At 41.0% G+C, this 13,511-nt stretch carries 14 protein-coding genes and 1 tRNA gene; 6 read left to right on the plus strand and 9 right to left on the minus strand.

Annotation, left to right across the window (positions count from 1 at the left end; all coding sequences use genetic code 11):
• Positions 1–115 precede the first annotated feature (115 nt).
• Both JR005_RS04005 and JR005_RS04010 read right to left on the minus strand, forming a co-directional pair.
• Complete coding sequence (locus JR005_RS04005) at positions 116–1,534, minus strand: NAD(P)/FAD-dependent oxidoreductase (protein ID WP_218665595.1); 1,419 nt, start codon at positions 1,532–1,534, stop codon at positions 116–118.
• 30 nt (positions 1,535–1,564) lie between these two features.
• Positions 1,565–2,893 (minus strand): APC family permease, encoded by a 1,329-nt coding sequence (locus JR005_RS04010; RefSeq protein WP_218665596.1) that lies wholly within the window; start codon positions 2,891–2,893, stop codon positions 1,565–1,567.
• Between the two features lie 99 nt (positions 2,894–2,992).
• On the opposite strand from JR005_RS04010, the gene JR005_RS04015 reads away from it, so the two are divergent.
• Positions 2,993–3,352 carry a helix-turn-helix domain-containing protein gene (locus tag JR005_RS04015; RefSeq protein WP_004991869.1) on the plus strand — a complete coding sequence of 120 codons (360 nt, stop codon included), beginning with the start codon at positions 2,993–2,995 and terminating at the stop codon, positions 3,350–3,352.
• 323 nt (positions 3,353–3,675) lie between these two features.
• Here JR005_RS04015 and JR005_RS04020 read toward each other — a convergent pair whose 3' ends face one another.
• From JR005_RS04020 to JR005_RS04030, 3 genes are read right to left on the minus strand one after another with little or no spacing between them, the layout of a single operon-like run.
• Positions 3,676–4,071, minus strand: a complete 396-nt coding sequence (locus JR005_RS04020; RefSeq protein WP_004994447.1) for a DUF4870 family protein — start codon at positions 4,069–4,071, stop codon at positions 3,676–3,678.
• Positions 4,072–4,103: 32 nt separating this feature from the next.
• A complete protein-coding gene (locus JR005_RS04025; protein WP_218665795.1) occupies positions 4,104–4,733 on the minus strand; it encodes a DUF1294 domain-containing protein in 630 nt (209 codons plus the stop codon).
• Between the two features lie 12 nt (positions 4,734–4,745).
• A complete protein-coding gene (locus tag JR005_RS04030) occupies positions 4,746–5,696 on the minus strand; it encodes a homoserine kinase (RefSeq protein ID WP_218665597.1) in 951 nt (316 codons plus the stop codon).
• A gap of 113 nt (positions 5,697–5,809) precedes the next feature.
• On the opposite strand from JR005_RS04030, the gene hisF reads away from it, so the two are divergent.
• On the plus strand, positions 5,810–6,568 hold the full coding sequence (hisF, locus tag JR005_RS04035) for an imidazole glycerol phosphate synthase subunit HisF (RefSeq protein ID WP_005001040.1): 759 nt from the start codon (positions 5,810–5,812) through the stop codon (positions 6,566–6,568).
• Between the two features lie 63 nt (positions 6,569–6,631).
• On the opposite strand, the gene JR005_RS04040 is transcribed toward hisF, so the two are convergent.
• Positions 6,632–7,279 (minus strand): sterol desaturase family protein, encoded by a 648-nt coding sequence (locus tag JR005_RS04040; protein ID WP_218665598.1) that lies wholly within the window; start codon positions 7,277–7,279, stop codon positions 6,632–6,634.
• A gap of 105 nt (positions 7,280–7,384) precedes the next feature.
• Here JR005_RS04040 and JR005_RS04045 point away from each other — a divergent pair, with 105 nt between their 5' ends.
• A complete protein-coding gene (locus JR005_RS04045) occupies positions 7,385–8,386 on the plus strand; it encodes a helix-turn-helix transcriptional regulator (RefSeq protein WP_218665599.1) in 1,002 nt (333 codons plus the stop codon).
• A 139-nt stretch (positions 8,387–8,525) separates the two neighbouring features.
• Positions 8,526–9,215, plus strand: coding sequence for an aquaporin Z (gene aqpZ, locus JR005_RS04050; protein WP_218665600.1), 690 nt, complete (start codon positions 8,526–8,528; stop codon positions 9,213–9,215).
• A 50-nt stretch (positions 9,216–9,265) separates the two neighbouring features.
• Here aqpZ and JR005_RS04055 read toward each other — a convergent pair whose 3' ends face one another.
• Positions 9,266–9,508, minus strand: a complete 243-nt coding sequence (locus JR005_RS04055) for a hypothetical protein (protein WP_004994464.1) — start codon at positions 9,506–9,508, stop codon at positions 9,266–9,268.
• Between the two features lie 69 nt (positions 9,509–9,577).
• Positions 9,578–10,651, minus strand: a complete 1,074-nt coding sequence (locus JR005_RS04060) for a DNA/RNA non-specific endonuclease (protein ID WP_218665796.1) — start codon at positions 10,649–10,651, stop codon at positions 9,578–9,580.
• Positions 10,652–10,910: 259 nt separating this feature from the next.
• On the opposite strand from JR005_RS04060, the gene JR005_RS04065 reads away from it, so the two are divergent.
• Positions 10,911–11,348, plus strand: a complete 438-nt coding sequence (locus JR005_RS04065) for a hypothetical protein (protein ID WP_049174006.1) — start codon at positions 10,911–10,913, stop codon at positions 11,346–11,348.
• A 65-nt stretch (positions 11,349–11,413) separates the two neighbouring features.
• On the opposite strand, the gene JR005_RS04070 is transcribed toward JR005_RS04065, so the two are convergent.
• Complete coding sequence (locus JR005_RS04070) at positions 11,414–13,294, minus strand: potassium transporter Kup (RefSeq protein WP_004991903.1); 1,881 nt, start codon at positions 13,292–13,294, stop codon at positions 11,414–11,416.
• A 123-nt stretch (positions 13,295–13,417) separates the two neighbouring features.
• Here JR005_RS04070 and JR005_RS04075 point away from each other — a divergent pair.
• Positions 13,418–13,507 (plus strand) — tRNA-Ser (locus JR005_RS04075).
• The last annotated feature ends 4 nt before the right edge of the window (positions 13,508–13,511 follow it).

Genomic DNA, 13,511 nt, shown 5'->3' on the forward strand with positions numbered 1-13,511 from the left:
TGCATATAACTGAACATAACAAGCTTGCATCAGGCAGCACTTGATAGCCTGATGATATTCATAGATCAGGCAATACATTTTAGTACATATTGCCTGAGTTAAGCCTGTTTTGAGACTAAAACGATACCATTTTGCCTGGATTCATCGCAGCACCAACGCCATAAAATCCTTTTGCCATTGGAATAACTAAAGGTGCCAAAGCTCTGCCCCATAGAATATCTTGATGCTGAATCTGAGTCAGCATCTCAAAGTCATCTGACTGCCCACAAAAATCATCTGCAATGGCTTTGCCAATGCGGACAGTTTGTGCTACACCATGACCGCTCCAGCCATGTACAGCATAGACAGGAAATTTATCCCCTGATTTACGGCTATCAGTTGCACCGTTGACGGTCAAATCAGTTGTGCCACTCCAGACAAAATCGAGTTCGACCTGTTCTAATTGTGGAAACACATGCAATATGCGACCTTTCAAATATTGTGCTGTTTTCTCAGCATTCCAGCAAGTTCCTGTGCCTTGTCCACCAAAAAGGAGTCGATTATTGGAAACTCCACGGTAATAATCAATTTGAAATTGGGTGTCATATACCGGATGATCCTGTGGCAATAATTGCTTTAATTCAATATTAAGCGGCGCAGTGGTACAGACATAGGTATAAAATGGAATGGTGGTTTGATTTTTTTGTTCCAGCAATTTAAAAGACGCATGATGCACGGCCAATACCACACTTTTTCGCGCTTTAATGCAGCCTGTAGTGGTCTGAACATAAATCCCGTCCTCCCGTTCCTGTATCGAGACCACTTCGGTATGTTCATACAATTTCCCACCTTGCTGACAAAATCCATAAATTAGTCCACGATTGAGCGCTAAAGGATGAATATGTCCGCCTAAGCGATCAACTAATCCCCCAAAATAACGATCGGACTTCACATATTCATAGAGTTCATGTTTACCCACCACCTGCGTATGGTTTTCACCCAGATATTTTCGGGCATCTGCTCCTTGTGTCAGTGCAACCAAATGTCCTTCATGAACTGCGGCGGTAATATGCCCATGTTTACGTGCCGCATCAATTTGATAACGCGCCAAAATCGAATCAATCAACTGCATAGCTTCAGTTGAGGTAAACTGCCATAATTTTTTGGCATCAGCATGACTGAGTTGCTCAATCATTTCTTCTGCCTCCCAACGTGCAAGACCGGGGGTAAGTTGTCCGCCGTTACGTCCTGAAGCACCGCTCCCTATCCGATTTTTTTCAACCAAAACGGTGTCAACGCCTTGTTCAGCCAGATGTAGTGCCGTAGATGCACCGAGTAAGCCTCCACCAATGACCAAGACATCACACTCAAGATCAGTTTGTAAACTTTCAAATTGATGCCAATCTGCCAGAGAGCTTTCATAATAATTGGCAGCATGCTCGATATGCCCATGTTGTGGAGCAATCCAGTTCCACTCTTTCTCACTTGTCATAGCTTGACTAACTTTAAATTCCACATCATTCAACAACACGGGTTTCATTAACAGATTTTTCATTTGTTCAACTCACTTTGATTCAGATATTCATTAAGCATTGCTCATGACAACACTTTGCTTTCTCAATTTTTTATAGATAAAAATAGCAATTCCCAGACTGAGCCAAACACAACCAAAATGCAGTGCGGCAGCATCAAGGTTAAACCACAGACAGACAATGGCCGCGACAGAGAAGATCGGAAGCACAAGATTTTTAAAAATATTGTTCCAGCCTTTGTTCTCACCTTTCTTGATGTAAAAATGCATAAAGACCGAGAAATTAACCGCAGTAAACGCAATAAGTGCACCGAAGCTAATCAGACTGACCACCGTTGCCAAATCCAGCAACATGGCAGTCATGGAAATCGCCCCAATAACCAAAACGGAATACAGTGGTGTACCGAGTCTGGCATTAACGCTGCCAAAAATCTTTTTGTAGAAAATACCGTCTTTACCCATAATATGAATCAATCGCGCGGCACTGGCATGGGTTGCCAAACCTGAAGCCACCGTATTCATAATCTGCCCGCATAAAAAGATCGCCTGAAATAATGCTCCGCCCACATACAACACAATCTCTGGCAAAGCTTCACTTGGATGCTTAAAACGTGTGTTATCTGGAAAGTACAACTGAATAAACCATGAAGCACTGATGAAAATAACACCACCTGCCAACGTGGTTAAAATTACCGCTTGAGGAATCACTTTTTTGGGTTGCTCGGTTTCCTGCGACAATGTCGTGACTGCATCGAAACCAAGAAAAGAAAAACATAAAATTGATGCGCCTGCGATCAATGGAAGCAGTTGAGGATCTCCATTCCAAAGTGGGGTAAGCGTAAGCACATGCTCATAGCCTTCGGTCGTCCCAATTCCTTTAATCACCAGATAAATAAATACCAACATCAACACAATCGGCGCAAAAACAAACAATAAGCTCAAGTTCGCCAAAATCTGAATGCGAAAACAATTCACCAATGTGACCAAAGCTGCTGCCAGCATCACCCAGAACCAATAGGGCATCGCAGGAATCAAGGCATGTAAATAAATCCCTGCCAATAAAGCATTAATCAACGGCAAGAGAAGATAATCCAGTAAGGCACACCATCCCACAAAGAAACCTGCGGTTGCCCCACAACTTTCAGCGGTATAGCTATAGGCCGAACCAGGTCGTTCTGAACAACGACTAAATCTTGCATAGCTAATCGCAGTCAATAACATGGCCACCAGCGCCAATAAATAAGCCAAGGGTACTCGTCCGTCTGTAGTTTCAGAAACGATGCCAAAAGTATCAAACACCGTCATAGGTGTCATATAAGCGATGCCGACAATGACCACTTGCCACAAGCTCAACTTTTTGGTTGGAAATTGCTCATTTTCCATTTTATTGTAACTCGCAATAAAATAATGTTCAGTGATTATTCTTTTGCAACAACTATGCCATATAATAAAAAAATTATTTTGAACCAATCTGAGAATAAAATGCCACGCTACTCGATTGAAACGCGTAAAGCCGCGATTGCAGCCTACAAAAAAACCGACTATAAGCTCGCTGTCTGTAAAGAATTCAACATCTCCAGAGTCACACTGGATGCATGGATTAAGCTTGAAGAAGAGACAGGAAGTTTGAACCCCAAACCCACCAAAAAACGTGGTGCACCCGCACATATTAAAGATTGGGATGCATTCCAAGCATTTGTAAAAAATACAAAATTTCAAAATATTAGTGATTTAATTCCCTTATTTGAACAGGAGTTTGGCTATTCAGTTTCCTATGCGGTCTTGGTTCGTGCAATCCATGTTTTGGGTCTACGTCGTCGTAAAGGTCGCTTCTATGGTTAGAACAAATACAAAATTTAGCGACAAAAAAAAACAGAGATTTTTTGTAATTTTAAAATATTAAAAATGTAAATTTAATTTATTAAAAAAGTAAAATATTTAAATTAAAAAAGTAAATTTAAATAAATAAAAATGTAATGTTTAAATATTAAAAAAGTAAATATATAAAAATTAAAAGGTAAATTTTATAAATCAAAAATGTTTAGTTATTATTAACACTGTTTTCAAAATAGCGCAGCAAAGTGAGCAAGCATTGTTCAAATTGCACTATTATTAAGCAAAAAAAGAGAAGCAATTCGCTTCTCTCGACCATGACAAATTCTAAACTATTGATACATTGCTTTATTATCATTTAAGGCGATTAGGCCGCGTATTGCACGATAGACAATCCAGATCCAAGCAGCGCCAATCACAACTACGCAGAAAGTACTCGCAGATAAGGCGACACCTGCAAACAAGTTATCATTATCACCAGTAAAAAATAAAAAAAAGAACGGTACAAAAGCGATGATGTTCCAGAACAAATACCACCAAAATGTGCGAATTTGCCAAGTAAAGTGACTAGCAAGCCATGTCCCTTCAACATCACGACGTTTTACGTAATTAATGATGAGGGCCACGATTGCTAACAGCCCTGCACTAAAAATAGCGGCGATGTATAAAATATAAAGAACCAGCGTTAAGGTTTTATTGGATTGCAGTTGTTCTAAAGAGTTGTTCATAGAGACACCTTTGGATTTATTGTATTGATCCTCTAACGTAGTACTACATTTAACGGAGAAATCAGCCAGAGTAATAAAAGTATATTTAACACTATGGTACAAAAATAAATTTTCCTAAAGGGTTGTTTTTGTGTTTTATGTCGCAATTTTTGTTGCGCTAACCCCGCCGCAGGCCAACCGCCCAAAAAAGAAATAATATGCAGAGTTTGTTCAGGCACACGCCGATTTCCCAGTTGCGCGGCTTCTTTATCTTGCGCATACAACCAATAACTCAAGACATTCATCAGCGCAATAAAGATAAAACTATAAGCAGGTAATAGGTGTATAAAGCTGAGAAGGGCAACAATGACAATATAAACCACTGCTGCAATTTGCATCGGTTTAAGTGAAGATGTACGAGCGGTGGAAACTGAACGTTTCTTATTTGCAGCTAAAGCACGAGTTTGTGCCGCCTTTAAATAAATCACCTGCTTGGCACGATAACGTCCTCGCTCATCCAAAATCACCAGATATTCGAGCGCGCAGCCGACGATTGGTCGTGGTCCAGAACGGGCAAAATCCTTGATATGTAAAAAAACACGGTCTTTATCCGCATCATTGGGTTGAATAAAACCGTACCCTTTTTCATCAAACCATTCAATTAATCGTCCCTGATCACGCATCATGGTTTTCCCTTAATCTGTTAAAGCGGCTAAACGATTTTGCAATAATTGTCGCATTTCTAAAGGATTTTTTTGCAAAATATCTTCACTCTCTCGCACTTCCTGCGCATTACGCTGCGCGACTTGCAATCGTAATAACCAAAATCGACAAGCAGCCATCGCCAAATAAACCCTCAAACAGGCATGTTCATCTGAAGTCAGTGTACGAACCGTTTGATAGCCTTCGATAAATGCATTGAATTGATCCGAATTAAGCTGTACCGTCGGATGTTCGGTACAAAAATCATTGATCGCAATGGCAATATCAAATAATAGATCATCTTGATTCATTTCAGAAAAATCTAAAATCCCCTGTAATTGATCTCCCTCAAACAGAGTGTTATCTCGAAATAAGTCGGAATGAATCCAGCCCTTTGGCAAATCACAATGTCGCTCACGCTGTTGATTAAATAAGCGATAAACACGATCTAATAATTCTAGATCCTCTTGACTCATATAGGCTTTAAGCTGATCTGCAACACTTGTCCAATAAGCGTGGTTGCGATAACTTTGACGTTCAAATTGAACATTCTGTAAGGCTAAATGTAACTGTGCCTGTGCTTGACCAATCGCAAATATTTGCTTAAGTGTTGGTGGAATAGGATGCTTTCCCGCGATTCTTGGAGCAATTTGAGCAGGTTTATCGGCAATAATATGAATAAATTGTTCCGCATAACTTAAAGGTACAGCAACAGGAATATCTTGCTGGCCTAGATATTGTAATACTGGCGGCAATTCATTTGCGCCTTGCAAATCCAGTTCTTCAAACACCGTCAAGACGTATTGTTGATGATCCTGCGTCACTAAAAAATAATTGGTGTTTTCAATTCCTCCCTGAATGGGAATCAAGTCCATCACCTCTAATCCATAAAGCGAAGCAAATGCTTGAACTTGTTCTAAACTCAACGGCGTATAAACCGACATAGAAAACCTGCGTGCAACAATTATAAGTTTGATAGAATAGCGCTACAGTTTACCAAGATTCTGCTCTGTCTCGTGAACTTTATTGATTTTGACCAATATCGCTGGATGTCACCATGCTTGCAAAACGTATTATTCCCTGCCTTGATGTCGATAATGGCCGTGTCGTCAAAGGTGTCCAATTTTTAGATATTCGTGATGCAGGTGACCCTGTTGAAGTGGCGCGTCGCTACAATGAGCAAGGCGCTGATGAAATCACGTTTCTGGATATTACCGCAACACATCATGGGCGCGACACCACTTATCGTACTGTAGAGCGTATGGCAGAAAGCGTATTTGTGCCATTAACCGTTGGTGGCGGTGTGCGTAAAGTCGAAGATATTCGTGCGTTGCTCAATGCAGGCGCAGACAAAGTCAGTATCAACTCTGCCGCGGTGTTCAATCCTGAGTTTGTACAGGAAGCCTCTCAACGTTTTGGGGCGCAATGTATCGTAGTCGCGATTGATGCCAAAAAAACAGGCGAAAATAAATGGGAAATTTTCACCCATGGCGGTCGCAAGCCGACGGGTATTGATGCGCTTGAATGGTCGGTCAAAATGGCAGAATATGGCGCTGGCGAATTATTAGTGACCAGTATGGATGCAGATGGGACTAAAGCAGGTTATGACATTGCCCTGATGCGTGCCATTAATGATCGAGTTTCGATTCCCACCATTGCTTCTGGTGGTGTTGGAAATTTACAGCACATGGCAGATGGTATTTTACAAGGTGGCGCAGATGCCGTTCTGGCGGCCAGTATTTTCCACTTTGGACAATATACCATTCCTGAAGCCAAAACATTTTTAGCGGAACAAGGCATTGAAATGCGCCTCTAACTTCTAACACATCTCTTGAAATAATATAAGGGCAGTTCAGTTTGACTTAACTGCCCTTTATTTTTAAGCGACGGAAGTTTGCGTTTGCATCTCTTCTGCGGTCGAAGCCTCTAGCAATTTTGGCTTTTGTTCAATGTATTGGGCTGGAAAAAAGCGTTCAACGGCGGTGGTCAACTTTTCAGACCATTTTTCAGGTAATCCTAAACCTAAAGGATTGGCCTCTTTTAAATCCGCAGATGAAACAACTCGTGTTCCCAAAATATAATCAAACCATGGCCGAGTCACGCCCCAATTTGCATCCTGATTTGAGTTCATGTGATGATCATAATGCCAAGGAACACGGCGTTTTGCCCAGTCAGGTTCAAGATGGGAACGACGGTGTACATAAAAATAATTGCCTGCACTATAGCAAAATGCCAACGCCATACCTTTTGAAAATGGATAGGCAGCTGCACTTGAAACAATAGCGACTACAGCTAATGCACCAAGTTCATTACGAGTACGCCAGTGATGCAATCCTTCCACATAGCATTCGTCATGAAACTCTGTTTTGCGCACTTCGCGATGATGCGCCCAATGTGACTCCATTTGCTTTGGTGTGGGGCTAAAACGTGGCTGACCTTTTCGATGTACACCATGTAATAAATACTTGTGTGCTACCCATTCAAAGCCATTGGCTAAGACTAAACCGGCTACAAAACCTTTTATCATTTTAAATAATCCTCCCTTTTGACTTGAATATAAGAATTTTTCTATGCTATGTATTGACTCATTTTTATCATTCATTGACAAAACACGACAAAAGAGCACTAAAGGATGGCTTTAATAAAAAATTATGCGGGATCAGTCTATGGAGGGCTGGGACATTTATTAAAATTATATTGTGAATCACAACATCTTGTTGTTCCGCCGAAGCTGCTTGAAATTCAAAATCTGGAACGTTTCGATTATGTGATCTGGCGTGATTTGCTGGAACAAATTCAACAGTTACAACCGCAAACGGGTCTGGGGCTACGTATCGCAAAATATGTACAACCCAAGCACTTGGGTATTTTGGCCTATCTGGCATTATCCTGTGAAAGTCTGGGTGAAGCACTCCATCGTTATCAGGATTTTCATCGACTGGTTTATGATGGCAGTCCCTTAAAAGTTGAGTTCGTATTGCCTTATTTTTCAATCCGCTGGGAAGAGCCCGAACTGCATCCGACTCAACTGACCGATGAAATCGCGATTGCTTTAATGGTTGAATTTTTACAGCAGTTTATGTGTAAAGAAAAAATCGAGCTACATGAAGTTCATTTCATCAATTCTGCGCCCAAAGACTTACACATGTATGAGCGCTATTTTCATTGTCGAGTACGCTTTTCTCAAGCCAAGACACAAATCCTCATTCCGATAAGTGAAGCTAATAAAGTGATTGGGAATGCAGACCATACCCTACAACAATTATTGATGCGTCAAGCACAAGAACTATTACAAGAATTACCTCATTCCAATCAACTGGATCAGCGTTTACAACAAGCTATTTTGAAAGGCTTACAAAAGAATGAATATCAAATTGATCAAATCGCAGCGCAATTGGGCTTATCGGTACGTCAATTACAACGTCATTTACAACAACATAATATGACTTTTCAGCAACGAACCCAACAAATCCGCTATATGCTGGCGCTTGAATATTTAAAAGATCCTCATTTGAGCTTACAGGAAATCGCATTATTGCTCTGTTATTCAGAACAAAGTGCTTTTCAACGTGCGTTTAAACAATGGAGTGGACTGACACCACAACAATGGCGACAGCAGTACGTTCATCATTAAATTTAAATAAGACATGAAATAAAAAATTTATCTTCTTGGTTAAATTCTCAGATAGAGATAAAAATAAAACCATAATCGCATAAATATTAACCACAGCAAGCGATTTATAAGTTCAAAAACAAAAGTAAGAGAAAACAAAATGCATAAATATTTAGCAGAGTTCTTAGGTACATTCTGGCTGGTTTTCGGTGGTTGTGGCAGTGCAGTATTGGCCGCCGCATTCCCTGAACTGGGTATTGGCTTTCTAGGTGTTTCATTTGCCTTCGGATTAACTGTATTAACAGGTGCTTATGCCTTTGGGCATATTTCTGGTGCGCATTTTAATCCAGCGGTAAGTGTTGGCATGTGGGTTGGTGGGCGCTTAGATGGCAAGGAGGTCATTCCTTATATTGTTTCACAGGTCATTGGTGCGGCTGTTTCGGCGTTTGTGCTGTATATCATCGTACATGGACAAGCAGGCTTTTCAGGTACAGGTGGTTTCGCCACTAATGGTTATGCTGAGTTATCACCGAATCATTTCTCATTAGGGTCTGCATTCTTAATTGAAGTCGTACTTACCGCTTTCTTCCTGATCATTATTTTACTATCGACACATCGAAATGCGCCTGCGGGTTTTGCACCTATCGCCATTGGTTTAACTTTGACTCTCATTCACTTGATCAGTATTCCAGTCACCAATACCTCTGTAAATCCTGCACGTAGTACAGGAGTTGCTCTTTTTGCCGAAACCGCTGCTTTAAGCCAATTATGGTTATTCTGGGTTGCCCCTATTTTAGGTGCGATTGTGGGCGCGTTCATCTATAAAGTGGTGATCAAAGAAAAAGACTAAGATTTAAATGTCACAAAAAAACAGTCTTTTAAAGACTGTTTTTTTCTTCATTATAAAAACGGATTATCAATCTCTTGTTCAGTTTTGGTCTGAATTTTCTCGGGAAGTGGCTGTTTCTCAAGTTCAGTCACCATTGCATTCACCAATGCCTGTAATTGTTTTGCCAGTTGCAAGCCATGTTGATCTTTGGTGATCTGCAAATTGCCATATAAACTCACACAATCGATCTGATTTTCGAGTGTTAAGTCCTCAATACTGGATGATTCATTTCCATTCTCAAACGGTTTAAACATTTATTGACGGCTCTTTGTTGTTTTCTATCATTTGAAATTAACCTATTTTGTAATTTCTGCACGATTGATTTATCTCAAAATTTGTAAAAAATAATGCAACAGTGCATCGACCAATTGTTTGATCATCGCTTGTTTGGTGTCTTCATCAATCCCTTGGGCTTCAATAGGTACCGCTTGCTGTTTTTGCTGAGTAAATTGTTTCTGCACGGCGGTCAGGGTTTGCTGCTCAACATCTTCCGCGCACTGGCTTTCACCATCCCAATGTAAATAGCTCAATGCTTTTTGTGCTTTGACAGCATTGGCACTGAGGGGAAGTTGGTAAACATTTCGTTTTTGTTCTTCGGTTAATTGTGGAAACACGTTCATTCCAAGCTTTTCTTCAAGATAGCATACGCTGACCACCCTAACCTGTAATGAGTTATCGTTCGGCGCATAATATGCACCAATTGCCCCTGTTTTTGGTAAATAAATGATCTTATATACTGCACTTGGAACGATCACTCCCCGTCCAATCGTTTTTAATTTTTTTCCTTCAAAGACTGGTCCTGTCACCACATAAACGTCCTGTTTCTGCTTTGTCACCAATGCACGGGTGGCTTCTTCAAGTTCACGCCAAACTTGTTGATTATTTTTAGGCGCTTGCGGCACCATATTAACAAGTGAAAAACTATCGTATTGTGCTGTGGTATTACCCATATCGCCATTCGGTGCCATGTGTCCACGGTCATAACCCGAACCACGATAGTCGCTTAATAAAGCTCGATGCATGTCTGGAATTCGAGTTTCTTCATGAAAATTATCTTCGCGCTTAATTCGATTACTTAAACGTTGTGGAGTCAATTTTTCTGCTACCCAAAGCGGTGTTTTTGAAACACCTGAATACATGACATTAAAATCATGAAAACACAGGGCATAACTATTTTTTTGTAGACTGTCTTTTGCTAAAACTGGAGGAATATCGCGATAAAACTGACTGAGACACGCGCTATTATTTGAAATCGGACTTATCCATTGTGAAACTTTACCCTCACCAAAAGCAATCACAAAACTGCCTGCCGCAACTGAGCCCAAAAAAAATTTACCAATATGTTGTTTGATCCAAGAGAAATCTGAACTTGCTCGGGTCTTTCTTCGTGCCACAATCTTCTACATCAAATCAAGAGTCTAAGTAAAAGCTTAACAATTCAAGTTTTCACTGTATATTCAGTCAGATCTCATTTGATTAAAGCAACAGCACAATTTGCTTAATAAACGATCTATGCGCGTAACAGTTTGTCGTTTTATTTTTATCTTTGACCATGTGATTGGTCATGTTTCGTATATTTAATTGAAACAACAAGAATGGCTATGCGAAGGTAGGCTCACGATGAACATGAAAAATGATTAAATTTAGGAGTCTCTTATGCGCACTCAATTCATTGCTGTAGCTTTCGTAACAGCCTCATTGAGTATGACTGCTTTCGCAGAACAACCAGTTCAGGCGGGCGAAACTCTAGAAAGTTTATCCAAAGCCAAAGTGACAACGACGGTAAATGGGCAACCTGGTTCACTTGCAGATTTAGTCAACAGCGGCAAAGTTCAGCTTATTTCTGCTCAATCTAATCCAGTGCAAACTCAGCCCATGAACTCACAAGACGTTCAGGCTGTCACACCACATCAAAGTGAAATGGCAGACCCTGCTGCTACACCAGCCCCATCGATCGATCCAAATGCACCAGCGCAAGCGATGCCTGAATCTGCTCAACCAGAAGCACCTGCAATGCAAGCAGCGCCAGCAGATGTGCAGGATCAAAATAGCAATGCGGCTCCTGAGCAAATCTCAGCGCCAGTGACTCAATAACTGCTCGCTATCCAATAAAAAACCAGAGTCATTGTGACTCTGGTTTTTTATTCATCAATTTGGATTTAAATTTCAATCTGGCTACCCAGTTCTACCACACGGTTAGGTGGAATCTGATAAAAATCGCTGACAGGACTGGTATTTCGTTGCATTGAAATAAACAGTTTTTCACGCCACGGCGACATGCCATCTCCAACCGTATGAATCAATCGATCACGTGAAATGAAGAAACTGATCTGCATCATATCGAAATCAAAGCCCCATTCATCATAAGCCTGTTCGAGTGCCTGAGGAATATTGGGCTGATCTTTGAAACCGTAATACATAAAGATACGATAAAAATGATCATTCAATTTTTCAAATTTAATTCGATCCTGCTGCGCCACATAGGGAATATCCCGCGTATATACGGTCACCATGACATTCCGTTCATGCAACACTTTATTGTGCTTGATATTATGTAGCATCGCATGTGGCACAATATTCGGATTACCTGTCAGGAATATCGCTTCGCCTGGCACAAAATGCGTTTCATTACTCGAACCAATACTCTGGATAAACAGGCTCATTGGCAATGCATCTGTTTCCAGACGATGATAGACAATTTCACGACCACGTTTCCAAGTCATCAAAATCGTAAATACCACAATACCAATGACAATTGGCACCCAACCGCCTGCTAAAATCTTGAGCGAAGTTGATGCCACAAAAATACCGTCCAAGGCTAAAAATGGAATCGCAAACATCGCCACTTTCCACCACGGCCATTTCCACGCGCCATAAGCCAATACAGAAATCAAAATCGTGACGCACAGCATGGTCATAGTAACCGCCACACCATAAGCACTGGCCAGATTACTGCTGCTTTCAAATAAAATAATTAAAATAAAAACTGAGATATACAGTACCCAGTTAATAAACGGCACATAGATTTGCCCCTGCTCGACATCAGAGGTGTGAATCACACTTAAACGCGGTAAATAACGCAATTGAATGGCCTGATTGACCATTGAAAATACGCCAGTAATCACCGCTTGCGACGCAATTACCGCAGCAGCTGTAGCCAAACCAATCATCGGGTATAAAGCCCATTCGGGTACCAATAAATAGAATGGATTTGAAACCGCTGCTGGATCACGCAGTAACAATGCACCTTGACCTGCATAATTAAGTAATAAACACGGGCAAACGATAATAAACCATGCCAACCGAATAGGCAGACGACCAAAATGCCCCATATCGGCATATAGTGCTTCGCCACCAGTCATGGTTAAAACCACAGAACCCATCGCAATAAAGGCAATAAAAGGTTGGTGAATCGCAAACTCAATGGCCCATAAAGGATTTACGAACAATAGAATATGCGGTGTCTGAATAATGCTCCATAGCCCCAATAAGCCAATAGAAATAAACCAGACGAGTGTGATTGGACCAAAAAATTTCCCCATGGTCGCCGTACCATGTCGCTGTACCACAAAGAGTGCAGTCAAAATTCCTAGACCAATCGGCATCAGCCATTTATCAAATGCAGGCGTGGCAATGCTCAAACCTTCAATCGCAGAAAGTACTGAAATTGCGGGGGTAATGATACCATCTCCAAAAAATAGCGAAGCCCCGACAAAACCCAAAGCAATGAGACACATTTTCTGATTTGGAGTGAGTTCTTTTATTCTCAGTAATAATGCCAAAAGCGACATGATACCGCCTTCGCCATTATTGTCTGCACGCATCACAATGGTGACGTATTTAAAACTAATGGATAAGGTGATACACCAAAAAATCAGGGAGAGAATACCAAATACTGTCGCTTCGGAAATCGTGACATGCGCACTGGTAAAGGTTTGTGCAAATGCATAGAGTGGACTGGTTCCAATATCACCAAATACCACGCCTAACGCTGCTAGCGTAATCGCGGGCAATGCGGCTTTTTTTGCAGGACTTTGCATACTCAATCTTCAATATTTGAACAGTATTTTTGCGCCATATTAACATTAAGTTATTTTTTTTTCTGCAAATCAATTGTTTTAAGCTTGGCAGCATGTCTTTTTTTAGCTATTATCGCTCGCCTTGGTGAGGTGTCCGAGTGGCTGAAGGAGCACGCCTGGAAAGTGTGTATACGTTTACGCGTATCGAGGGTTCGAATCCCTCTCTCACCGCCAAAAT

The sequence above is a fragment of the Acinetobacter sp. Colony158 genome (genome assembly GCF_019264745.1).
GTDB lineage: Bacteria > Pseudomonadota > Gammaproteobacteria > Pseudomonadales > Moraxellaceae > Acinetobacter > Acinetobacter ursingii.

Excerpts from the sequence above, each read along its gene's own strand:
- JR005_RS04015 (WP_004991869.1), top strand. The coding sequence starts at position 2,993 with ATGCCACGCTACTCGATTGAAACGCGTAAAGCCGCGATTGCAGCCTAC.
- JR005_RS04020 (WP_004994447.1), bottom strand. The coding sequence starts at position 4,071 with ATGAACAACTCTTTAGAACAACTGCAATCCAATAAAACCTTAACGCTG.
- JR005_RS04025 (WP_218665795.1), bottom strand. The coding sequence starts at position 4,733 with ATGCGTGATCAGGGACGATTAATTGAATGGTTTGATGAAAAAGGGTAC.
- JR005_RS04070 (WP_004991903.1), bottom strand. The coding sequence starts at position 13,294 with ATGCAAAGTCCTGCAAAAAAAGCCGCATTGCCCGCGATTACGCTAGCA.
- JR005_RS04005 (WP_218665595.1), bottom strand. The coding sequence starts at position 1,534 with ATGAAAAATCTGTTAATGAAACCCGTGTTGTTGAATGATGTGGAATTT.
- JR005_RS04040 (WP_218665598.1), bottom strand. The coding sequence starts at position 7,279 with ATGATAAAAGGTTTTGTAGCCGGTTTAGTCTTAGCCAATGGCTTTGAA.
- JR005_RS04010 (WP_218665596.1), bottom strand. The coding sequence starts at position 2,893 with ATGGAAAATGAGCAATTTCCAACCAAAAAGTTGAGCTTGTGGCAAGTG.
- JR005_RS04065 (WP_049174006.1), top strand. The coding sequence starts at position 10,911 with ATGCGCACTCAATTCATTGCTGTAGCTTTCGTAACAGCCTCATTGAGT.
- JR005_RS04045 (WP_218665599.1), top strand. The coding sequence starts at position 7,385 with ATGGCTTTAATAAAAAATTATGCGGGATCAGTCTATGGAGGGCTGGGA.
- JR005_RS04055 (WP_004994464.1), bottom strand. The coding sequence starts at position 9,508 with ATGTTTAAACCGTTTGAGAATGGAAATGAATCATCCAGTATTGAGGAC.
- aqpZ (WP_218665600.1), top strand. The coding sequence starts at position 8,526 with ATGCATAAATATTTAGCAGAGTTCTTAGGTACATTCTGGCTGGTTTTC.
- hisF (WP_005001040.1), top strand. The coding sequence starts at position 5,810 with ATGCTTGCAAAACGTATTATTCCCTGCCTTGATGTCGATAATGGCCGT.
- JR005_RS04030 (WP_218665597.1), bottom strand. The coding sequence starts at position 5,696 with ATGTCGGTTTATACGCCGTTGAGTTTAGAACAAGTTCAAGCATTTGCT.